The sequence below is a fragment of the Inhella proteolytica genome, assembly GCF_016093275.1.
Lineage (GTDB): Bacteria > Pseudomonadota > Gammaproteobacteria > Burkholderiales > Burkholderiaceae_C > Inhella > Inhella proteolytica.
In genome coordinates this window covers 21,637-41,366 of the sequence record NZ_JAEDAK010000011.1, presented here as the reverse complement: position 1 = coordinate 41,366, position 19,730 = coordinate 21,637, and the positions used below count along the sequence as shown (strand labels likewise).

Here is a 19,730-nt window from a genome sequence, read left to right as displayed (position 1 = left end):
ACAAGGCGCTGATCTTCTTCGGCATGTCGCCTGAGGCCCCGGCGAGTTCCCCGGCGGCTCGCGATTGGCGCCAACTTGGCGGGGAGGCCTGATCACGGGTTTTGGATTGGTGCCAGATCGAAGGAGCCCGCAGGGGCTTCACCCCTGCACCCGACCTGCCTTCTCTGCTTCGCCAAAGAAGGTAGGCCAAGAAAGGCGCCCCCGATGCCTGCGCCCCTCGCCTGCGGCGACGGGTTCCCTGCGGTGCGCGAAGAGCGGGCCCAGGCCCAAAACTCACTTCGCTCACTGCGGTCGCTCCGTTCAGACAGTTGGGCCAAGTCAGAGCACGAGGCGCGCTGACGCGCGCGGGCCCGCGTCTTCTGTGCTCCTCGGCTTGGCATAGGGGAGGCTCCAAACAGCCAACAGCCAACAGCCAACAGCTGCAAACCGAACAGCCCGGACTTCACTCATCACGCCGCTTCCCGGCTGCTGGCCGTTCGGGCTGCGCATCGGGGCTTGACCTTTTGGTTCCTTTTGGGTCAAGCCAAAAGGAACTCGCCTGCCGGGGCGAGACCCGGCGGGGTCTTGGGAAGACCGGCGCTTTAAGTGCATTGCCAAACCCGCGCCGCGGAAGAAAGCTTCCACACCCCCGCACCCCGGCGGCTTTGACAATCCGCCCTCATGAGCCCCGCCGCCCCCCGCATCGCCGTCGTCGAGGACGACCGCCCCACCAGCGAACAGCTGCAGCAATGGCTGCGCGCCGCGCGGCCCGATGCCGTGATCGAGCCCTTCTTCACCCGCGAGGCCGCCGAGGCGGCGCTGACCACGCAGCGCTTCGACCTCGTCACACTCGACCTGGAGCTGGGCCGTGAGCGCCATGCCGGCATCGCGCTCATCAACGCGCTGAACAAGCGCTCCTTGGGCACGCCGGTGCTGGTGGTCAGCGCCATGCCGGCGGCGGTGTACCGCTCCATCATGAAGGCGCTGGATGCCTGGGACTATCTGCAGAAGACCCAGTTCGAGGAGGCCGAGTTCATCGAGACCGTGCTGGCCCTGCTGCGCGCCAACAAGCCCGCCGCGGCGGACGACGCCCCGACGCTGGACCCGTTGTGGCAGCGCAGCCCGCTGTGGCGCGGCCAGAAGCTGAACCTGCCGCTCACGGCGCAGCGCATCCTCGCCACCCTGCTGGAGCGGCGCGGCGAGGTGGTGAGCTACGAGGAACTCTTCGACGTGGTGAAGAGCGGCCGCAGCAAGGACAACGTGCGCAAGCATGTGGCCACGATTCGCGACGCGCTGCGCGATGTGGACCCTGGCTTTGACGGCTTGGAGAACGTGCCGATGCGCGGCTTTCGCTGGTCGGCACGGTGATCCGCCACTTCGACAAGCTGCCCCGGTTGCCGCTTGCGGCCTTCCGCCGCCGCGTGCTGCTGCGCCTGGTCTTCCTGGCCCTGCTGGTGGGCAGCGCCGCGCTGGCCCTGCAGCTGCTCACCGATGAGAAGCAGCGCCAGCGCGATGCCTTCGAGGCGGGCTTTCGCGGCCAGCTGGAGGTGCTGGCCGAGCGCCTGCGCCACCCCAGCGGCCAGCTGGCGCTGCTGAACGCCGAGCGCCCCGCGCCCGATGCCGAGGGCGGGGTGCCGCTGCGCCTGCCGGTGGGCGCGATCGACTTCGACGACCCCACCAAGGCCGAGCGCGTGATGGAGCTGAGCGGCTGCGCGGCGCGCTGGGCCGATGGGCGCGAGCTCTGTATGGGCCTTGGCCAGCGCGCCAGCGCCGGGGCGGTGGTGTATGCGGTGGCGCGCCTACCGCTGGAGGGCGCGCTGCAAGGCCGCGAGCGCGGGGCGCTGCAACTGGCCGGCCTGCACCGCGTGCAGGTGCGCGTGCAGCACCCGCAGGGGCGCCAGCTGTGGAGCGCGCCGCTGGAGCTGCTCCGCGAGCGGCGCGGCCAGCTGCCGGGCTTTGCGCTGCCCTTGGCGGCCGACCCCGACCAGCTGCCGCCCAAGGCCCGGCCGGATCGCGACTTCCGTGCCTGGCTGTGGCAGGACGAGGCCTGTGCCGACGCCCCCGGCTGCTCGCGCCGCGCGCTGCTGAGCCTGCGCATTCCGCTGCCGCTGGAAGCCTGGCGCGAGGCGGCGCGCGCCGGCGCGGCCTGGCCGCCGCCGGACTGGACCCTGCTGCGCCTGCAGCTGCGCCTGCTCGGCCCCGACGGCAGCGTGCTGCTGGACAGCGCCGCGCCCGGCGCCCAGGCGCCGCTGAGCCTGGCGGCCCTGCGCACCCAGCTGCGCGCCGGTGAGCGCCTGCGCGTGTTCGGCGCCGGCACGCAGCCCCTGGCCACGCTGCAGGCCGAAGGCGGCGACGAACCCGCCTACCCCTGGCTGACGCGCCTGATCCGCCGCCTGCCCGCGGCACGGCTGGAAGGGCCGCTGTTCATGCAGACCGAGCTGCAGCACGAGGGCCGCAGCTACCGCCTGGCGCTGGAAGGCGACCCACGCGCGCTGGACCGCAAGCTCGCCGCCACCGCCACCCGCTACACCCTGTACTTCGCGCTGCTGGCCGGTGCCATCGCCCTGGCCTGGCTGATCGTCGAGATCGGCCTGCTGCGCCGCATGGCCCAGCTGACGCGCCGCGCCAATGCGCTGACGCAGGCCCTGCAGGCCAAGCCCGACGAGCTGCCGGCACTCGACGTGGCCGACCTCAAGGGCCGCGACGAGCTCGGCATCCTGGCCGGCTCGCTGGCCGAGCTGCTGGCGCGCTCGCGCGAACATCTGCGCCACGAGCAGATCCGCGCCGTGCAGGAGCGCGAGCAATGGCATGCGGTGGGGCACGAGATCATGAGCCCGCTGCAATCCCTGCTGGCCCTGCACGCGCAGGACGAGGACCCGAGCCGCCGCTACCTGCAGCGCATGCAGGCGGCGCTGCAGCTGCTGTACGGCCAGGCCTCGGTGGGCGAAGCCCTGGCCCACGCCAGCGCCCAGCGCGAGCGCCTGGACCTGGCGGCCTTCCTGCGCGAGGTGGCGGCCAATGCGCCCTTTGCGGGCATCGAGCAGGTCGTCGCCACCGGCTGCGAATCACCCTGCTGGGTGTTCGCCGACCCGCTGAAGCTGGAAGACGCATTGACCCATCTGCTCAACAACGCCGCGCGCTACCGGCCGCCGGGCACGCCGATCACGCTGGCCCTTTCACAGGCTGGCGAGCAGGCCGTGGTGGCGGTGCACAACCAGGGCCCGCAGATCGCCCCCGAGCGCCTGCCCAGCCTGTTCGAGCTGGGCGCCAGCGACGCCGAGGGCGGCCCCCACCGCGGCCAGGGCCTGGCGGTGGCGCGGGCCTATCTGGCCAAGATGGGCGGGGCGATTGCAGTGCGCAATGTGGCGGACGGGGTGTGCTTCGAGTTGCGGCTGCAGCGGGCGGCTTGAGCCGGCCGCTCGCACCTCGCGCGAGCCCTCACTCGATCTGCGCCCCACGCCGCGCCCGCGCGTCCATGAAGCGGTCGATGCGCTCGCGGTCGCCCGGCTCGGGCAGTTCGCCCAGCCATTCCTTCAGCCAGGCGCTGCGGTCGGGCGCGCGGGCGAGCGCGCGGATGACGGCGTCGATGGCCTCGATGTGGCGCCGGCCCGCCGGGTTGCGGGCGCAGGCCACGGTGGCCTGGCTGATCGCCTGCGCCTCTAGCAGCGGCAGCTTGACCAGCGCCACCCCGCTGCCTTGCTGGCGCAGGTATTCGTCCACCAGCACGGGGTGTTCCAGCGTGTAGTCCATGCGGCCTGCCTGCAGCATGCTCAGCAGGTTCTGCCCGCGCCAGGCCAGCGCCCCCTGCAGCAGGGCTTGGCCCTGGGTTTGCAGCAGCTGGTCGATGCGCGGGCCGAAGGAGCGGTCGCGCGTCAGCACGCCCTGCAGCCCGGCCTCCTGCAGCACGCGCGCCAGGCTCAACGGCGTGCCCAGGGCGTTCAGGCGCGGCAGCAGTTCGGCGCGCGTGACGAGGTGCACCGCGCGCGAGTTCAGCGGCGGGTGCGTGGGCGTGAAGTAGAGCCAGCTCAGGCGCTCGGGCGTGCGGCGCGGCAGCAGGCTGCAGATCGGCTCGCCCTGGCGCACCAGGGCTTCGAAGCGCGTGGGCACCGCCACCACGAACTCGTGCTGGAACTGCGGCAGGCGCGCCACCAGCAGGCGCTGCAGGCCATCCAGCTCGCCATGGCCGAACTCGCTGGCGCGCTTGGGCGTGTGGCCGCCGGGCAGGCTGAAGACGGGCGGCATGTCGTGCACCACCCAGCGAATGGTCTCCGCCGCCAGCGCGGGGCGCAGCACCAACCAGGCGGCAGCGCACAGCAGCAAACCTCGGCGCAGCCAGCTCATCTCAGCAGGCCCAGTCCTCATGCAGCGTGAGGCCTTGCGCCGGCGGCAGGCACAGAGCCTGGGCCTGCACACACCACTCGCGACCGCGGCGCAGCTGCAGCACCAGCCGCACGGGGCCGGCGACGCGCTGACCCAGGGCCACGCTGCGCTGGCGCTGGCCGCCCACCTGCAGCTCGCCGGCCTCCAGCGCGCCGAACAGCCCGGCCAGCGCAGCGGCGTCGCCCTCGGGCTCGGCCTGCTCCAGCACCAGCACGAGGCCCCGTGCGTAGCGGGCTTGCTCACCCTGGCGCAGGCGCGCGGCAGAGAGGCGCAGGTGCAGATCAGCCCCCTGGCGCTCGATGCCCGCCAGCTCCGAATCGGCCCACGCCAGCATCCAGTTCATGGGGTGTCGAAGCGGAACCAGACGCTGGGCTCCTCGTCCACCACGCGGTGCTCGCGCTGCAGGCCCTGCAGTCCCAGGCTGGGCAGCAGGCGCGGCCAGAAGGCGTCGGCGTGCTGGTTGTGCGCCAGGTAATAGACCTCCCAGGCGCCCGGGTGCCGGCGCAGCAGCTCGGCAAAGGCCTGGCGTGCCAGGCCCTGGCCGCGGAAGCGCCGCACGATGAAGAAGTAGCCCAGGTTGAGCTGCTGGGCGGGCTCCAGGCAGTCGCCGTCCAGCACCGCAAAGCCGGCGGGCTCGCCATCGACCTGCAGCAGGTAGGGCCGGGTGCGCGGCTCGGCCCAGTAGGGCGCCTTGGGGCGCAGGCGGTACAGGCCGTGCTCGGCCAGGCGCACCGGGTACCAGGCGCTGAGCTCGTAGTTGAAGAACTGCATCAGGTTCTCGATGCAGTCCAGCTGCTCACGTGCGCTGGCGGGAATCAGGTCGAGCGTCATTCACTGCGGCCGGTGGTCGAAGCTGAGCACGCGATAGAGCTGCCAGCGCCCCCCCACGCGCAGCCAGGTGTGCACGAAGCGCGCCTGCGAGGTGGGGCGCTCGCGCCCATCGGCCCCGCGCAGGAAGAAGGCGTGGCGCCCGGTCTGCACCGCACCGTAGAGCTCGCCGTTGGCGTACAGCGGGTGGCTTTCCAGCGTGCCCGGCAACAAGCGGCGCAGGGGCTTGTCGCCCTGACCGCTGCACAGGTTCTGGCGCGTGGCGCGCTCGAAGCCGGCGCGGTCCTGGCGGCCGGCCTGGTCATGCAGAAACTCCAGCTGCGGGTGCAGCAGCTCGTCCATGCGCTCCAGCTCGCAGCGGTTGAACAGCGGCTCGAACAGCGCGGCGTCCAGGGCGTCGAGTTCCTGCTGCAGTGCGGGCGGGGTCTGGGCCTGGGTTGGTGCGGCGAGCAGGCCCAGCAGCAGGGCGATGAGGGCGGCGGTGGTTTTCATGGTGGAGGGCGCGCAGCGTAGCCGCATCAGGCCTTGATGGCCGTGGCCTGCGACCACACCGCCAGCCACTGGCCCTCGCGCAGCTCGTAGGAATCGGTGTGCCAGACCTGGAAGGGCCGCTCCTCGCCGCCGGCCAGCGTCAGGGTGGCGCGGTAGCGCAGCAGGGCCATGTCGGTGCCCTGGCGCACGGCCACTTCGCCCAGCTCCCAGCCCAGATAGACCAGCTCGCCGCGCTCGATCTTGTCCAGGTACTGCTCCCGGCTGAAGGCGCCGCCACCGGGCGTGATGAGCTGGTACTCGGGCGCGTGCAGGGCGCGCGCCGTGGCGATGTCGCGCTGCACCAGTGCCTGGGTGCGGCGGCGCTCCAGGGCGATGAAGTCCGCCGCCTTCATTCCGCCTCCACCAAGCCCATGGCGCGCTGCACGCTGGCGGCCTTGAAGGCTTCCCAGGCGGCGGCGTCCATCGCGCGCTCGGAGATGCGGCTGAGCTTGAAGCTCTTCCAGTCCGGGTTGTCGGGCAGGGCGTGTTCGAAGCGCTCGATCAGGCGGTCCTTGGCATTGACCCAGAGCGTGCCGGTGACGCCCCCGAAGGCCGGGCCGCCGACTTCGAAGCGATGCGTGGGCACGCCGTCCAGCTCCTCGTCGCGCAGGTAGCGGAACTGGGCCTGGCCCTTGTCGATGAACAGGCCCTCGAGCTCGCCCGCGTTCGGCTTGAAGCGCGTGCGCAGGGCGGCGAAGTCGGGGTCGATGAGGCCGATCGTGAAGTCGGCGCGCGGGTTCTTCAGCAGCGGCAGCGTGAGGTTCAGGCTGCTGAGGTCGAAGTTGTAGACATGCGCGGGCAGGTGGCTGGGGGCCACGGGCATCTGCGTGCCGGCCACGCTGGCCACCAGGCGCTGCGCGCTGCCGTCCATCTGCATCTGCAGGCGCTGCTTGCCGGGGCCGTTCTCCAGGCCGTTGAAGCTGCGCATCCAGGTGGCGGTGAGGGTCTGCGGGTCCAGCTTGGCCTGCACGTGCGCGATGTAGCGGCCGTCGCCTTCGACCTTCAGCGCCTCCACCTCGAAGGGCTTGGCGAAGTACAGCGAGAGCACCAGGCGCTTGCTGCCGTCCAGGTTGGACTTGATGTAGTTGACCAGCTGGCCTTGCGGCGCGCGCTCGGGCTTGATCTCGTATTGATCGAGCGACTGGCTGGGGGCGGCGAGGGCGGCGGAGGTGGCCAGGCTCAGGGCGAGCAGCAGGGGGCGCAGAGCTTGCATGGGAAGGAGGGCGGAAGCATCGAAAGAGGCGCAGCCTAGCCAGCTCCTGGCCCGCCCGCCAGCGCGGCCGGATGGAGTGCCAGACCTTGGGGCTGAAGCGGCAAACGCGGGGGGCGGATGGCACCCCCTGGCTTTCGTCCAGGCCTGCGCCGCCTGCCTAGCATCGGTGCCCATGCAGCCCCAAGCCCCGCTCACGCTCGACACCCCGCGCCTGCGCCTGCGGCCTTTCACCGGCGCCGACCTGGACGCCTTTGCCGCCATGTCGGCCGACGCCGAGGTGATGCGCTTCATCGGCGACGGCAGCGTGATCGACCGGGCGATGAGCTGGCGCGCGCTGGCCGGCATGCTGGGGCATTGGGCGCTGCGCGGCTATGGGCAATGGGCGATCGAGCGCAAGAGCGATGGCCTGCTGCTCGGCCGTACCGGCTTCATCGACCCCGAGGGCTGGCCCGGCTTCGAGCTGGGCTGGCTGCTGGGCCACGCCCACTGGGGCCAGGGCTATGCCTTCGAGGCCACGCAGGCCGCGCTGCGCGAGGCGCCGGCCTTGCAGCAGGGTCGGCCGCTGATCAGCCTGATCCGTCCGGCCAACGAGCCTTCGATCCGCCTGGCCGAGCGCCTGGGCGCGCGGCGCACCGGTGAGCTGGAGCTGCTGGGTGGGCCCTGCTGGGTCTACACGCACGCCTGATCACAGCGTCAGCCGAAACCCAAACACCGCCAGGCCCTGCTGGCTGAAGTCCAGTTCGGGCGCGCGCGCAAAGCCCAGGCCTTCGTACATCCGCCACGCCGTCTGCATGGCCTGCGTGGTGTGCAGCACCATGGCCTGCCGGCCCTGGGCACGCGCCAGGGCCAGCGCGTCCAGGGTCAGCGCCTTGCCCAGGCCCTGGCCGCGCGCGGCCGGGTCCACCGCCAGCAGGCGGATGCCGGCGCAGCCCTGCAACTGGGTGGCCGCGCCACCCGAGCCGTACTGGGCCATGTCGCCGAAATAGACCAGGCCGCCGCGCACGGCGCCGTCCGCATCCAGCGCCACGCGCACCTGGGTGCGCGGGCGCTCGGCCAGCGCGCCCACCTGCGCCAGCATCTCGTAATAGCCGGGCTGCTCGGCCGGGCTGGGGAAGCCCGGCAGGGCGGCGTAGACCCGCACCAGCAGCCGGCCCAGGGCCGCGGCCTGGTCGGGGGTGGCGTCCTGGATCTTCGTCATGGCGCCACCTGTGCGCCGGCTTCGAGCAGCAGGCCGCGCAGCAGCGAGCGGTGGCAGCGCGCCTCGTGCTCGCAATAGCAGCCGACGGCGAAGCTGCTGTGGGTGGAGAGCGTGGCCAGCAGGGCGATGGACTGGGCCGCGGCGGGCTCGGCCATCTCGCGCCGGTAGGCCTTGGCGAAGGCCTGCCATTGCGCATCCGTTTCGACCGCCTGGCCCTGCTTCATCAGCTCGGCACTGGGGGCCAGCAGCGGGAACCAACTGTCGTACCAGTTCTGCGTGGCGAACTCGGTCTTGGGCACGCCGCGCGGCGGGCGGCGCACGGTGCCGATGCGCGGGCCTTCATCGGGGCCACGCGGGCTGCCGAGGCGGACGATATGGATGGGCATGGCAGGCTCTCCGGGGGCAGACGCGTCAGGCCCGATTCTTCAGCCCCAGCACCTCGATCGGCTCGATCGAGGGCGGCTGGGCGAACAGTTCGGGGCCTTGGGCCATCAGGGCCTGGGCGATCGGCCCGCTCAGATGGCGCTGGCGCCCGGCCTCGTCGTGGAAGGCGTCGAACACGCCGAAGGTGCTGGGCGAGAGCTTGAGCGCGAACCAGATCGGCGTCGTCGGTTCGTCATTGGCCATGGACAGGGCGGCCTTCAGAAGGGCCTCGACCTCGGCTTCCTTGCCGGGCTTGGCTTCGATGCGGGCGAACAGGGCGAGTTGGATGCTCATGGGGATCTCCGGTAGGGGGCTGTCGGACATTCGACGGGCTGGACTCTAGGAATTCACGGCCCCGGCCGGTAGGTGCACAAATGACATCCTTGATATCGTTCACGCCATCATGAAAATCCTTGTGCTGGCCCTCGATGGCGTGTTCGATCTGGGCCTTGCCTGCATGCTGGACGCACTGGGCACGGCCAATGAGCTGGCGGCCCTGCAGAGCCCGGACGCGCCGCCGCCCTTCGAGTTCCGGCTCGCCGGCCTGCGCCGCCAGGTGCGCAGCGCGCAGGGCCTGCGGCTGCCGGTGCAGGCCCTGCGCGGCGACGAGCGACCCGACTGGATCCTGCTGCCCGCGCTGGGCGCCAAGATGCCGCAGACCCTGCTGCCGGCGCTGGAGCGGCCCGAGGTGCGCGAGGCCTGCACCTGGCTGCGCGAACGCCATGAGCAGGGCGGCGCGCGCGTGGCCGCGGCCTGCATCGGCGGCTTCGTGCTGGCCGAAAGCGGGCTGCTGGACGGGCACGCCGCCACCACCACCTGGTGGCTGGCACCGCTGTTCCGCCAGCGCTACCCGCAGATCGGCCTGGACGAATCGCGCCTGGTGCTGGAGAGCGGGCGCTTCGTCACCTCGGGCGCGGCCATGGGTCATCTGGACCTGAGCCTGTGGCTGCTGCGCCAGACCAGCCCGGCGCTGGCGGCCCTGGTGGCGCGCTACCTGATCGTCGACGAGCGGCCCTCGCAGGCGCCCTACGTGATCCCCGACCACCTGGCCCATGCGGACCCGCTGATCGCCCGCTTCGAGCAATGGGCGCGCGAGCGCCTGGCCCAGGGCTTCGAGCTGCAGGCCGCTGCCGCCGCGCTGGCGGTGAGCCCGCGCACCCTGCAGCGCCGCTGCGAGGCCGTGCTGGGCAAGGGCCCGCTGGCCTTTGTGCAGGACCTGCGCGTGCAGCAGGCCGCCCACCTGCTGCGCAGCACGCGGCTGGACATCGAGCAGATCGCCGCCCAGGTGGGCTATGCGGATGGCGTGAGCCTGCGCGCGCTGTTGCGCCGCAAGCTGGGCCGGGGCGTGCGTGAGCTGCGCCGCACCGACCGTTAGGCTTGCCGGCATGGACACCCTGCTTCACCTGCTGCAACAGCATGGCCTGCTGCTGGTCTTTCTGGCTGTGCTGGCCGAACAGCTGGGCGCGCCCCTGCCCTCGCTGCCGCTCTTGATGCTGGTGGGCGGGCGCGCCGCGCACGAGCCGCTGTTCGGCCTGCAGGCCCTGCTGCTGGCGGGCCTGGCCGCCACTTTGGCCAACAGCCTGTGGTTCTGGGCCGGGCGGCGCTGGGGCCGGCAGGTGCTCAGCACCCTGTGCCGCATCTCGCTCTCGCCCGATCTGTGCGTGCGCCGCAATGAAGCCAGCTTCGCGCGCCGCGGCGGCCTGACCCTGGTGCTGGCCAAGTTCCTGCCGGGCCTGAGCATCCTGGCCGCGCCGCTGGCCGGGGCCATGGGCATGCCGGCCGCCACCTTCATGCGCCTGAACGGCGCCGGCACCCTGCTCTGGGGCGCCACCGGCCTGGGCCTGGGCGCGCTGTTCCACCGCCAGATCGAGCAGCTTCTGGCCGGCTTGGCGCAGCTGGGCCAGCAGGCGCTGCTGATGCTGGCCGGCCTGGTGGCCGCCTACCTGCTCTGGCGCCTGCTGCGCCGCCTGCACGAACAGTTCGCACTGCGCGGCACGCGCAGCATCGGGCCCAGCGAGCTGGCCGCGCTGCAGCAGCAATACCAGGCCGCGCCGGTGCTGCTGGACGTGCGCGCGCCCCTGCCGGGGCAGACGCGCATCCCCGGCGCGCAGGGCCTGGACCTGGGCGCGCTGGACCCCGCGCTGCTCCAGCGCTGGCCCGCTGAGGCCGAGTTCGTCACCTACTGCGCCTGCCCGCACGATGTCTCCGCCGCCAAGGCGGCGCGCTGGCTGCAGCAGCAGGGCCGGCGCGCGCGCGTGCTGCGCGGTGGCATCGAGGGCTGGCAGCGCGCCGGGCTGGCCTTGGAGGAGTCGGCATGAAGGCTCTGACGTTCACCCTGCCGATCGCCGCGCAGGGAGCGGCCCAGGCCGCCAGCTTCGACTGCCGCAAGGCCCAGCTGCCGGTTGAGCGGCGCCTGTGCGCCAACCCCGAACTGAGCGCGCTGGACGAAGCCGTGGCGGCGGCCTTCCGCGCGGCGCAACAGCAGAGCATCGACACCGACCCGCTGCGCCTGGACCAGCAGCGTTGGCTGCGCCAGCAGCGCAACCCCTGCGCCGACGACGCCTGCCTAGCGCGCGTGCAGCGCGAGCGGCTTGCCCAGCTGCAGGGCTGGCAGGCGGCGGCACCCTGGCCGGCCGATGCCGCCGGCCACTACCTGATGCCGCGCCGCATCCAGGTGCTGGACGTCGAGCGCCAGCAATGGGTGAGCAGCGCCGCGGCCGATTGCCTGAGCTTGCAGCCGCGGCCCGACGGGCGCTGGCAGCTGGCGGTGGAGCTGGTGCAGGCCAATGCCCACACCTGCACGCTGGAAGGCGCGGCCGAGCGCGTCGGCGAGGCGCTGGAGCTGCGGCCCGCCGAATCCGTCCTGCCCGATCGCCCCTGCCGGCTGCGCCTGCGCTTCAAGGCCCACAGCCTGGTGCTGGAGGACCCCGAAGGCCATTGCCGCGCGCAGTTTTGCGGCGTGCGTGCGGGCTTTGAGGGCGTGGAGTTCCTGCGCCGCGAACGCGCCCCCGCCGGCGCGGCGCGCTGCGGAGCGGGCGAATGAGGTCTGCCCCACGCTGGGGCCTGGCCCTGCTGCTGGCGGGCCTGAGCCCGGCCGCCTGGGCCCATGGCGGCAGCGACTGGATGCTGGCCGTGGCCGTCAGCTACTCGGCCGTGCTCCTGGGCATGGGTGCCGGCTTGTGGGCCGTGTGGCGCCCCGGGCCGGGCCTGCTGCGCCTGCTGGCGCTGTACGCGCTGGCCCTGCTGGGGCTGGCCGTCTGGATGGGCGCCGACGACTGGCCGCTGACGCTGGGCCTGATCGCCATCGGTTGTGTGCTCTTCAGCGGCGCCTACGGCTGCCTGCGCTGGGTGGGGCGCTGGCTGCGTCGCCCCAGGCCCTGATCGATCAGCCCAGCGCCGCCGCGTGGTGGCGCAGGTGGTCGTCGATGACGGTGCTGACGAAGTAATAGCCATGCCCGTAGCCGGCATGGCGGCGCAGCGTCAGCGGCTGGCCCACCGCCGCGCAGGCGGCCTCGAACAGCTCGGGCTTGAGCTGATCGCTGAGGAACTGGTCGGCCTCGCCCTGGTCCATCAGGATGCCGGCCGGGAAGGGCGGCGCGCTTTGCGCGCGCATCAGCGCGCTGGCGTCGTGCGCGGCCCATTGCGCCTCGTCCGCGCCCAGATAGGCCGGCAGGGCCTTCTGTCCCCAGGGGCATTGGCTGAGCGCGCTGATGGGCGCGATGACCGACAGCGACTGGAAGCTCCCGGGGTGGCGCTGCGCCAACGTCAGCGCGCCATGCCCGCCCATCGAGTGGCCCAGGATGCTGGTGGGCAGCCCGCCCAGCTGCGCCTGCACGGCCGGCAGCAGCTCCTGCATCACATGGCTTTCCATGCGCCAGTGCGGGGCCCAGGGCGCCTGCGTGGCGTCCAGGTAGAAGCCTGCGGCCACGCCGAAGCCCCAGTCGTCGGCCTGTCCGGGGATGTTCGTGCCGCGCGGGCTGGTGTCGGGGCTCAAGAGGGCCAGGCCCAGCGCGCTGGCCAGGCGCTGCGCGCCGGCCTTGATGGGGAAGGTTTCCTCGCTGCAGGTCAGCCCGGCCAGGCAGAGCAGCAGACCGCGCGGCGTGCCGGGCGGGCGGTACAGGCTGTACTGCATCGGCAGGCCGACGGCTCTGGAGGCGTGGCGGTAGTAGCCCTGCACGCCGCCGAAGCAGCGGTACTCGCCAATCACTTCGGGGTTCCAGCTCATGTTCAAAACTCGATGACGGTGCGGATGCTGGTGCCGGCGTGCATCAAGTCAAACGCCTCGTTGATGCGCTCCAGCGGCAGCTTGTGGGTGATCAGCTCGTCGATCTGCAGCTTGCCGTCCATGTACCAGTCCACCAGCTTGGGCACATCGGTGCGGCCGCGTGCGCCGCCGAAGGCGCTGCCCTCCCATTTCCGCCCGGTCACCAGCTGGAAGGGCCGGGTGCTGATCTCGGCGCCGGCTGGGGCCACGCCGATGATGATGCTGCGCCCCCAGCCCTTGTGCGTGCACTCCAGCGCCTGGCGCATCAGCGTGGTGTTGCCCACGCATTCGAAGCTGTAGTCGGCGCCGCCATCGGTCATCTGCACGAGGTGGTCCACCAGATTGGGCACGTCCTTGGGGTTGACGAAGTCGGTCATGCCGAAGCGCCGCGCCATCGCCTCGCGCGCCGGGTTGATGTCCACGCCGATGATCTGGTTGGCGCCCACCATCTTGGCGCCCTGGATCACGTTGAGGCCGATGCCGCCCAGGCCGAACACCACCACGTTCGCACCCGCTTCCACCTTGGCGGTGAACAGCACCGCGCCCACGCCGGTGGTGACGCCGCAGCCGATGTAGCAGACCTTGTCAAACGGTGCATCGGGCCGGATCTTGGCCAGCGCGATGCCCGGCACCACGATGTGGTTAGCGAAGGTGCTGGTGCCCATGTAGTGCAGGATGGGCTGGCCGTTCAGGCTGAAGCGGCTGGTGCCGTCGGGCATCAGGCCCTTGCCTTGCGTGGGGCGGATGGCCTGGCAGAGATTGGTCTTGCGCGAGAGGCAGAACTTGCACTCACGGCACTCGGGCGTGTAGAGCGGAATGACGTGGTCGCCGGGCTTCAGCCAAGGCACCTTGCTCTCCAGCACCACGCCCGCGCCCTCGTGGCCCAGGATGGCCGGGAACAGGCCTTCCGGGTCGGCACCGCTGAGCGTGTAGGCATCGGTATGGCACACGCCGGTGGCCTTCACCTCCACCAGCACCTCGCCCTCGCGCGGGCCTTCCAGCTCCACGGTCTCGATCGTCAGCGGGGCGCCGGCCTTCCAGGCAACGGCGGCGCGGGTTTGAATGGGCATGGGGGGCTCCTTAAGGTCTGGGCGCGGATGCTAGTGCGGAGCGTGGCGAGCCTGATTGGCGGTCAGCGCAAGACCCCGCCGGGTCTCGCCCCGGCAGGCGAGTTCCTTTTGGCTTGACCCAAAAGGAACCAAAAGGTCAAGCCCCGATGCGCAGCCCCAGCCTGCGGCTGGGGTCCCCTGCGCTGCTCGCTTGCCTGGGCCGGCCCAAAACTCACTGCGTTCGCTTCGCTCACTCCGTTCAAACAGTTGGACCGAGCATGACGGGAACGCGTGCTTCGCACGCTGCCCAGGCAAGCTGTGCTGCTCGGCAGCGCATAGGGGCAGCAGCCCGAACAGCCGAACAGCCAACAGCCGGGAAACGGCGCGATGGGTGACGTCCGGGCTGTTCGGTATTCGGCTGTTGGCTGCTTGGCTGTTTGGGGTCTCCCCTATGCCAAGCCGAGGAGCACAGAAGAGTGGGCCCGCGCGCGGTAGCGCGCTTCGTGATCTGACTTGGCGCAATTGTTTGAACGGAGCGAGCAACGCGAGCGAAGTGAGTTTTGCGCCTGGGCCCGCTCTTCGAGCACCACAGGGCACCCCCGGCAAAGCCGGGGGCGCAGGCATCGGGGTCGCCTTTCTCTTGCCTACTTCTCTTTGGCGAAGCAAAGAGAAGTAGGTCGGCCGCCGGGCCGAGACCCGGCGGGGTCTTCCGAGCAGCCAACTTCCATTGCCAGAGGAGGTCCTGCCCGCCGTAAGCTGAAGCCATGCCGCGCCGCCTGCTCCCCACCTCCCGCCCTCTGCGCGCACTGCTGGCCCTGCTCGGCCTGTTGCTGGTGCTCTGGTTCATCGCCCTGCCGCTGGCGGTGGAGCCGCTGCTGCGCTGGGGCCTGGGGCGGGCCGAGGCGGGGCTGGCCGGGCACATGCTGCGTTTCCAGGCGGCGCGCTTTTCGCCCTGGCGCATTGCGCTCGAAGTGGAGCAGCTGCAGTTGCAGAGTCCGCAGGGCGAGCGTCTGGCCGGGGTGCAGCGGGTGCGCCTGGACATCAACCTGCTGGGCGCGCTGCGCCACCGCGCCACCGCGTTGGACCTGCTGCGCCTGGAGGGCCCGCAGCTGCGCCTGCAGCTGCTGCCGCAGGGGCGCAGCAACTGGGGCGCGCTGCTGGCGGCGCTGCAGGCGCAGCCCGCCGCGCCCGATGCCACGCCCCCGCGCCTGCGCATCGCGCTGCTGCAGGTCGAGCAGGGGCGCTTCGATTACGAGGACCGGCGCGCCCAGGCGCTGCGCACCGACACCCTCGACCGCCTGCAGCTGGAGCTGCGCGATCTCTCCACCCTGCCCGAAGAACGCGGCGCGCACCAGCTGGTGGCACGCACCGGCCTGGGTGGCGAGCTGCGCTGGCGCGGCGAGTTCGGCCTGCAGCCGCTGCGCGCCCAGGGCCAGATCCAGCTCGACGGCCTGCAGCTGGCCAAGCTCTGGGCCCTGATGCCCAACCCGCCACTGGCCGTGCAGCCGCCCGGCGGGCAGATGGCCTTGAGCCTGCGCTACGAGGCCCAGAGCGACCCCGGCCAGGCGCCGCAGCTGCAGGTGGACGATCTGCGCCTGCAGCTTGACGGCCTGCGCCTGCAAGGCCTGCAGGCGGCCGAACCCGCCGTGCAGCTGCCGCGCCTGCTGCTGGAAGGCGGCCGCCTGGACCTGCGCCAACGCCGCCTGCAGCTCGCTGCGCTGCGCCTGCAGGGCGGCAATCTGCAGCTGGCGCGCGATGCCGCGGGGCGCTTCGATGTGGAGGCCTGGCTGCCCGCCGCCGCCGCGGCTGAGCAGCCCCCCGGCCCACGCTGGCAGCTCGCGCTCGGCGCGCTCGATCTGCAGGGCCTGGCCCTGCGCCTCGATGAAGCCGGCTTCCAACAGCCACAGCGCGTCGAGCTGGACGCCCTGAACCTGCAGCTCGCTGCCGAGGCCGCCTGGGGCGGCACGGAGGCCCCCGCGCTGAAGCTGCAAGGCCTGCAGCTGCAGACCCAGGGCCTGCGCGGGGGCGATTGGCTGCGCCTGCCGCAGGCCCAGCTGAGCGGCGGCACCCTGGACCTGGCAGCGCGGCAGCTGGAGCTCGGCCCGATCCGGCTGCAGGGCGCGGCGCTGCAGCTGCAGCGCGATGCCAGCGGCGGCCTGCCCCTGCTGGCAGCCCTGCAGCGCCGCGAAGCCGCACCGCCCGCAGCAGGCCCGGCCTGGCAGACCCGCATCGCCCCCCTGACCCTGGCCGACGCCCAGCTGCAGCTGGACGATGCCGGTGTGCAGCCGCCGCAGCGCTGGACGCTGCGCCTGCCGCAGGCGCGCCTGGAAGGCCTGGGTGCGGCCGCGCTGCAGCTGCAGGCCGAGGCCGAGCTGGCCAGCGGCGGTCGGCTGCGCGCGCAAGGCCAATTGCTGCCGCAGCTGGATCTGCAGCTCGGCCTGCAGCAGCTGGCGCTGGCGCCGCTGCAGCCCTATCTGGCCGCCTACACGCCGCTGCGTCTGACGGGCGGCCGCTTCGATGCACAGGGCCGGCTGCGGCAGGCCCCGGCCTGGCAGTTCGCCGGCCAGGCCACGCTGGCCGCGCTGCGCGTGGACGAGCCCGGCGTGCTGAACGAACCCTTCCTGGCCTGGCGCCGCCTGCAAGCGCCGCGCCTGCGCCTCTCGCCCACCCTGCTGGACCTGGGCCGGCTGCAGATCGACGGCCTGCAGGCCAAGCTGCTGATCGACGCGCAGAAGAACGTCAACTGGGACGGGCTGTGGCAGACGCCGCCGTCCGCCGCAACGGGCGCCGCCGCCAGCACAACGGCCAGCACCCCGCCGCCCCGCCTGCGCCTGCAGCACCTGCGCCTGCGCGAGGCCCGCGTCGATTTCGCCGACCTTTCGCTGGCCCTGCCCTTTGCGGTGCGCATCCACCAGGGCGAGGGCGAGCTGGCCGGCCTGGACAGCGCGCCCGGCAGCGGCCCGGCCGAGCTGCGCTTCGACGGCCAGGTGGACGACTACGGCCAGGCCCAAGCCAGCGGCCGCCTGCAGGCCCTGGACCCGACCGGCTTCAGCGACCTGCAGCTGCGCTTCCGCAACATCGAGATGACACGGCTGACGCCCTACACCGCCACCTTCGCCGGCCGCCGCATCGCCTCGGGCAAGCTCGACCTGGACCTCGACTACCAGCTGCGTGCGCGCCAGCTGCAGGGCCACAACCGCATCGTCATGCAAAGCCTGGTGCTGGGCGAGCGCATCGAGAGCCCCAGCGCCACCTCCCTGCCGCTGGACCTGGCGATCGCGCTGCTGGAAGACAGCGAGGGCCGCATCGACCTCGGCCTGCCCGTCAGCGGCAGCCTGGACGAACCCAAGTTCAGCTACGGCGGCCTGATCTGGAAGGTCATCACCAATGTGCTGGGCAAGATCGTCAGCGCGCCCTTCCGCGCGCTGGGTGCGCTGTTCGGCGGTGACAAGGAACTGAGCGACCGCATCGGCTTCCCCGCCGGCAGCGCCCAGCTGGCCCCGCCCGAGCGCGAGAAGCTGCAGCAGCTGGCCCAGGCCCTGGCCAAGCGCCCCGGCCTGCAGCTGCGCCTGAGCGCCGGCTACACGCCCGAGCGCGACGCCCCGGTACTCAAGGCCCGCCAGCTGCGCGAGGAGCTGGCGCAGATCGAGGGTCACCGGCTCGAAGCCGAGGACGCGCTGCTGCTGCCCGCCCAATCCGCCAAGGCCCTGCGCCAGCTCTACGCGCGACGCTTCAGCGCCGCCGAACTGGAGCGCCTGGAAGAACGCCACGCGCTGGCCCAGCCCGCACCGCCCCCCAACATGGCCCAGCGCCTGCTGGCCCGCGCCCAGGCCGCGCTGGGCCGCGCGCCGGCGCCGCTCAGCGAGGCCGAACGCACCGAACTGGCCGGCCGGCCCCTGCCCGAGCTGCTCTGGCAACGCCTGCTGGCCGCCGAACCGCTGGCCCCGCAGGCGCTGGAACAGCTGGGCCAGGCACGTGCCGCTGCCATGGCGGATTGGCTGCGCGCCCAGGGCCTGCAGCGCCTGCGGGTGGAAGCTCCGGCGGCGCTGCCGGGTGATGCGCTTGAGCTGCCTTTGCAGGTAGAGGTGCTGCCGAAGCAGTGAGGGGGTGACGGCGCCCTGAAGCGTGTCGAGCGCTGATTGTGAGAGCCCGTGGGGTCTTCAACCCCACCCCAGCCAGTCCGCTTGCAAGCGGACTGTCCTTCGCCCGGGGTCGCAGGGCCCGCAGTGGGCCCTGCTCGCTCCGGGCTCAGCCCCTCCCCGCATTTCTTTGCTGCGCCAAAGAAACGCGGGGCAAAGAAAGGCGCCAACCCACACAGTCGCCCTCGCCCGCGAGACGGGCTCGGGCCTTCGCGGCGGGGTCGGTGAGTCCATTGGGACTCACCTCGCTCCGCGCTCAGCCCTAGGGGCGAACTGTGATGGCGGTGCTTGGGCTCACACTGAGAGGAGCCCTCATCTGACTTCGACGGTCAGGACGACGAAGGCGCCCGGGGTACCGGTCGTCCCGGGCACCGCAGACCATCACCCTCGGCGCTCCGAAGAACAGACCCCCAACCAGCGCCCTGGGGTACCCAGTTGCTCGTTGGGGGTCCATTCATCGCAGAAAGCCCGCAATGGTTTGCGGTGGTCTAGTCGGCCGGTACTCCGGCCAGCTTAGCGGGCAGGTTTTCGCAGTCCCAGGAGGGGTGTGGGAGCCATGTGAACCGGACGTGCAATCGCGCGCCGCCCTAGGCGGCGTGCGCGCATTCAGCGCTTTTCTTTTTCCCCCTTTTCTTTGGCGCAGCAAAGAAATGCGGGGAGGGGCTGAGCCCGGAGCGAGCAGGGCCCACTGCGGGCCCTGCGACCCCGGGCGAAGGACAGTCCGCTTGCAAGCGGACTGGCTGGGGTGGGGGTGAAGCCCCCGAGGGCTGTCCCGCAGGCCTCAACCACGGTGGGTGCAGCCCTGCTCCGAATCACCGCAGACCTCCTGCACACACCCCCGCAACCAGCGGTGCGCCGCATCGCCGTCCCAGCGCGGATGCCAGAGCAGCGAGATCGTCAGCGCGCCGATCTGCAGCTCGGCCGGCAGCGCGAAGCTGTGCAGGCCGGCGCGCAGGCTGCCGGTGTGGCGTTCGGGCACGCAGGCCACCAGCTCGGCGTCGCGCACCAGGGCCAGGGCGGCGGCGAAGCCGCCGACCGTGGCGGCCTGCTCGCGCTGCAGGCCCAGGGCGGCCAGTGCGGTGTCGATGGCCTCCGGCCCGCTGCCCTGCAAGGCCACGGCCACGTGGCGGGCGGCGGCCAGTTGCTCGGCCGTGACGCGGCCGCGGCTGAGGGGATGGCCAGGCCGCACCACGCCCACCAGGCGGTCGCGGAACAGGGCCTGGGTGCGCAGCTCGGGGCCGCTGTCGGCGGCCACCACGCCGGTCTCCAGGGCCACCCGGCCGTCGCGCAGCGGTGCGCTGTCCTTGTCCAGCTTGGGCAGGAAGTGCAGCTGCACGCCCGGGGCCTCGGCGGCCACGCGTTGCAGCAGGCGCGCGCCGAAGTTCTCCACGAAGCCCTCGCGGCTGCGCAGCGTGAAGCGGCGCTGCAGCTGCTTGAGGCGCAGCCGGCGCGCCGGGCGCAGCATGGCTTCGGCCTCCTGCACCAGGCTGCCGATGCGCTCGCGCAATTCGACCGCGCGCGGCGAGGGCACCAGGCCGCGGCCGGCGCGCACCAGCAGGGGGTCGCCGGTGGCGGCGCGCAGGCGCGCCAGCGCGCGGCTCATGGCCGAGGGGCTGAGGCCCAGGCGGCGTGCCGCGCCGGCCACGCTGCCCTCGGCCAGCAGGGCGTCCAGCGTCGGCAGCAGGTTCAGATCGGGGGGTGACATGGCGTCTGGTGCACAGATGAA

At 72.2% G+C, this 19,730-nt stretch carries 20 protein-coding genes; 8 read left to right on the top strand and 12 right to left on the bottom strand.

Going from position 1 to position 19,730, the window contains the following annotated elements:
* The first annotated feature begins 660 nt into the window (after positions 1-660).
* Positions 661-1,347 (top strand): response regulator transcription factor, encoded by a 687-nt coding sequence (locus tag I7X39_RS15595; RefSeq protein ID WP_198112084.1) that lies wholly within the window; start codon positions 661-663, stop codon positions 1,345-1,347.
* Positions 1,344-3,389 (top strand): sensor histidine kinase, encoded by a 2,046-nt coding sequence (locus tag I7X39_RS23710; RefSeq protein ID WP_198112083.1) that lies wholly within the window; start codon positions 1,344-1,346, stop codon positions 3,387-3,389. The genes I7X39_RS15595 and I7X39_RS23710 overlap by 4 nt, the downstream gene beginning before the upstream one ends.
* A gap of 28 nt (positions 3,390-3,417) precedes the next feature.
* Here the strand turns inward: I7X39_RS23710 and I7X39_RS15585 are convergent, their stop codons facing one another.
* The 6 genes from I7X39_RS15585 to I7X39_RS15560 are packed head-to-tail and all read right to left on the bottom strand — an operon-like array spanning position 3,418 to position 6,931.
* Positions 3,418-4,320: a hypothetical protein gene (locus tag I7X39_RS15585; protein WP_198112082.1), complete on the bottom strand. Its 903-nt coding sequence runs from the start codon at positions 4,318-4,320 to the stop codon at positions 3,418-3,420.
* Between the two features lies 1 nt (position 4,321).
* Positions 4,322-4,702 (bottom strand): hypothetical protein, encoded by a 381-nt coding sequence (locus tag I7X39_RS15580; RefSeq protein ID WP_198112081.1) that lies wholly within the window; start codon positions 4,700-4,702, stop codon positions 4,322-4,324.
* The gene (locus I7X39_RS15575) at positions 4,699-5,190 is read right to left on the bottom strand and encodes a GNAT family N-acetyltransferase (protein WP_198112080.1); all 492 of its coding nucleotides are present in this window, start codon (positions 5,188-5,190) and stop codon (positions 4,699-4,701) included. The genes I7X39_RS15580 and I7X39_RS15575 overlap by 4 nt, the downstream gene beginning before the upstream one ends.
* Entirely contained in the window at positions 5,191-5,679 is a 489-nt protein-coding gene (locus I7X39_RS15570) for a nuclear transport factor 2 family protein (RefSeq protein ID WP_198112079.1), read from the bottom strand.
* 26 nt (positions 5,680-5,705) lie between these two features.
* Positions 5,706-6,071, bottom strand: coding sequence for a nuclear transport factor 2 family protein (locus I7X39_RS15565; protein WP_198112078.1), 366 nt, complete (start codon positions 6,069-6,071; stop codon positions 5,706-5,708).
* Positions 6,068-6,931 carry a hypothetical protein gene (locus tag I7X39_RS15560; protein WP_198112077.1) on the bottom strand — a complete coding sequence of 288 codons (864 nt, stop codon included), beginning with the start codon at positions 6,929-6,931 and terminating at the stop codon, positions 6,068-6,070. Before I7X39_RS15560 ends, I7X39_RS15565 begins: the two co-directional genes overlap by 4 nt.
* A 172-nt stretch (positions 6,932-7,103) precedes the next feature.
* Between I7X39_RS15560 and I7X39_RS15555 the strand changes: the two genes are divergently transcribed.
* Complete coding sequence (locus tag I7X39_RS15555) at positions 7,104-7,616, top strand: GNAT family N-acetyltransferase (protein WP_198112076.1); 513 nt, start codon at positions 7,104-7,106, stop codon at positions 7,614-7,616.
* Here I7X39_RS15555 and I7X39_RS15550 read toward each other — a convergent pair whose 3' ends face one another.
* The 3 genes from I7X39_RS15550 to I7X39_RS15540 are packed head-to-tail and all read right to left on the bottom strand — an operon-like array spanning position 7,617 to position 8,846.
* The gene (locus I7X39_RS15550; protein WP_232351986.1) at positions 7,617-8,129 is read right to left on the bottom strand and encodes a GNAT family N-acetyltransferase; all 513 of its coding nucleotides are present in this window, start codon (positions 8,127-8,129) and stop codon (positions 7,617-7,619) included.
* Positions 8,126-8,515, bottom strand: coding sequence for a DUF488 domain-containing protein (locus tag I7X39_RS15545; protein WP_198112075.1), 390 nt, complete (start codon positions 8,513-8,515; stop codon positions 8,126-8,128). Before I7X39_RS15545 ends, I7X39_RS15550 begins: the two co-directional genes overlap by 4 nt.
* A gap of 25 nt (positions 8,516-8,540) precedes the next feature.
* Positions 8,541-8,846, bottom strand: coding sequence for a putative quinol monooxygenase (locus I7X39_RS15540; protein ID WP_198112074.1), 306 nt, complete (start codon positions 8,844-8,846; stop codon positions 8,541-8,543).
* A 109-nt stretch (positions 8,847-8,955) separates the two neighbouring features.
* Here I7X39_RS15540 and I7X39_RS15535 point away from each other — a divergent pair, with 109 nt between their 5' ends.
* The 4 genes from I7X39_RS15535 to I7X39_RS15520 are packed head-to-tail and all read left to right on the top strand — an operon-like array spanning position 8,956 to position 11,933.
* On the top strand, positions 8,956-9,927 hold the full coding sequence (locus I7X39_RS15535) for a GlxA family transcriptional regulator (protein ID WP_198112073.1): 972 nt from the start codon (positions 8,956-8,958) through the stop codon (positions 9,925-9,927).
* 10 nt (positions 9,928-9,937) lie between these two features.
* On the top strand, positions 9,938-10,870 hold the full coding sequence (locus I7X39_RS15530) for a VTT domain-containing protein (RefSeq protein ID WP_198112072.1): 933 nt from the start codon (positions 9,938-9,940) through the stop codon (positions 10,868-10,870).
* Complete coding sequence (locus tag I7X39_RS15525) at positions 10,867-11,595, top strand: lysozyme inhibitor LprI family protein (protein WP_198112071.1); 729 nt, start codon at positions 10,867-10,869, stop codon at positions 11,593-11,595. The genes I7X39_RS15530 and I7X39_RS15525 overlap by 4 nt, the downstream gene beginning before the upstream one ends.
* Complete coding sequence (locus tag I7X39_RS15520) at positions 11,592-11,933, top strand: hypothetical protein (RefSeq protein WP_198112070.1); 342 nt, start codon at positions 11,592-11,594, stop codon at positions 11,931-11,933. Before I7X39_RS15525 ends, I7X39_RS15520 begins: the two co-directional genes overlap by 4 nt.
* Before the next feature lie 4 nt (positions 11,934-11,937).
* On the opposite strand, the gene fghA is transcribed toward I7X39_RS15520, so the two are convergent.
* Positions 11,938-12,777: an S-formylglutathione hydrolase gene (gene fghA / locus I7X39_RS15515; RefSeq protein WP_198112069.1), complete on the bottom strand. Its 840-nt coding sequence runs from the start codon at positions 12,775-12,777 to the stop codon at positions 11,938-11,940.
* A gap of 2 nt (positions 12,778-12,779) precedes the next feature.
* Positions 12,780-13,880, bottom strand: coding sequence for an S-(hydroxymethyl)glutathione dehydrogenase/class III alcohol dehydrogenase (locus tag I7X39_RS15510; RefSeq protein WP_198112186.1), 1,101 nt, complete (start codon positions 13,878-13,880; stop codon positions 12,780-12,782).
* Between the two features lie 749 nt (positions 13,881-14,629).
* On the opposite strand from I7X39_RS15510, the gene I7X39_RS15505 reads away from it, so the two are divergent.
* The gene (locus I7X39_RS15505; protein WP_198112068.1) at positions 14,630-17,968 is read left to right on the top strand and encodes a DUF748 domain-containing protein; all 3,339 of its coding nucleotides are present in this window, start codon (positions 14,630-14,632) and stop codon (positions 17,966-17,968) included.
* Positions 17,969-18,785: 817 nt separating this feature from the next.
* On the opposite strand, the gene I7X39_RS15500 is transcribed toward I7X39_RS15505, so the two are convergent.
* Positions 18,786-19,709 carry a LysR family transcriptional regulator gene (locus I7X39_RS15500; protein WP_198112067.1) on the bottom strand — a complete coding sequence of 308 codons (924 nt, stop codon included), beginning with the start codon at positions 19,707-19,709 and terminating at the stop codon, positions 18,786-18,788.
* Between the last annotated feature and the right edge of the window lie 21 nt (positions 19,710-19,730).

What these genes read in the sequence shown, in the direction of transcription:
- I7X39_RS15570 (WP_198112079.1), bottom strand. Translation starts at nt 5,679, where the DNA reads ATGAAAACCACCGCCGCCCTCATCGCCCTGCTGCTGGGCCTGCTCGCC.
- I7X39_RS15520 (WP_198112070.1), top strand. Translation starts at nt 11,592, where the DNA reads ATGAGGTCTGCCCCACGCTGGGGCCTGGCCCTGCTGCTGGCGGGCCTG.
- I7X39_RS15505 (WP_198112068.1), top strand. Translation starts at nt 14,630, where the DNA reads ATGCCGCGCCGCCTGCTCCCCACCTCCCGCCCTCTGCGCGCACTGCTG.
- I7X39_RS15550 (WP_232351986.1), bottom strand. Translation starts at nt 8,129, where the DNA reads ATGACGAAGATCCAGGACGCCACCCCCGACCAGGCCGCGGCCCTGGGC.
- I7X39_RS15545 (WP_198112075.1), bottom strand. Translation starts at nt 8,515, where the DNA reads ATGCCCATCCATATCGTCCGCCTCGGCAGCCCGCGTGGCCCCGATGAA.
- I7X39_RS15575 (WP_198112080.1), bottom strand. Translation starts at nt 5,190, where the DNA reads ATGACGCTCGACCTGATTCCCGCCAGCGCACGTGAGCAGCTGGACTGC.
- I7X39_RS15525 (WP_198112071.1), top strand. Translation starts at nt 10,867, where the DNA reads ATGAAGGCTCTGACGTTCACCCTGCCGATCGCCGCGCAGGGAGCGGCC.
- I7X39_RS15580 (WP_198112081.1), bottom strand. Translation starts at nt 4,702, where the DNA reads ATGAACTGGATGCTGGCGTGGGCCGATTCGGAGCTGGCGGGCATCGAG.
- I7X39_RS15595 (WP_198112084.1), top strand. Translation starts at nt 661, where the DNA reads ATGAGCCCCGCCGCCCCCCGCATCGCCGTCGTCGAGGACGACCGCCCC.
- I7X39_RS15540 (WP_198112074.1), bottom strand. Translation starts at nt 8,846, where the DNA reads ATGAGCATCCAACTCGCCCTGTTCGCCCGCATCGAAGCCAAGCCCGGC.
- I7X39_RS15565 (WP_198112078.1), bottom strand. Translation starts at nt 6,071, where the DNA reads ATGAAGGCGGCGGACTTCATCGCCCTGGAGCGCCGCCGCACCCAGGCA.
- fghA (WP_198112069.1), bottom strand. Translation starts at nt 12,777, where the DNA reads ATGAGCTGGAACCCCGAAGTGATTGGCGAGTACCGCTGCTTCGGCGGC.
- I7X39_RS15535 (WP_198112073.1), top strand. Translation starts at nt 8,956, where the DNA reads ATGAAAATCCTTGTGCTGGCCCTCGATGGCGTGTTCGATCTGGGCCTT.
- I7X39_RS15560 (WP_198112077.1), bottom strand. Translation starts at nt 6,931, where the DNA reads ATGCAAGCTCTGCGCCCCCTGCTGCTCGCCCTGAGCCTGGCCACCTCC.
- I7X39_RS15555 (WP_198112076.1), top strand. Translation starts at nt 7,104, where the DNA reads ATGCAGCCCCAAGCCCCGCTCACGCTCGACACCCCGCGCCTGCGCCTG.
- I7X39_RS15585 (WP_198112082.1), bottom strand. Translation starts at nt 4,320, where the DNA reads ATGAGCTGGCTGCGCCGAGGTTTGCTGCTGTGCGCTGCCGCCTGGTTG.
- I7X39_RS15530 (WP_198112072.1), top strand. Translation starts at nt 9,938, where the DNA reads ATGGACACCCTGCTTCACCTGCTGCAACAGCATGGCCTGCTGCTGGTC.
- I7X39_RS15500 (WP_198112067.1), bottom strand. Translation starts at nt 19,709, where the DNA reads ATGTCACCCCCCGATCTGAACCTGCTGCCGACGCTGGACGCCCTGCTG.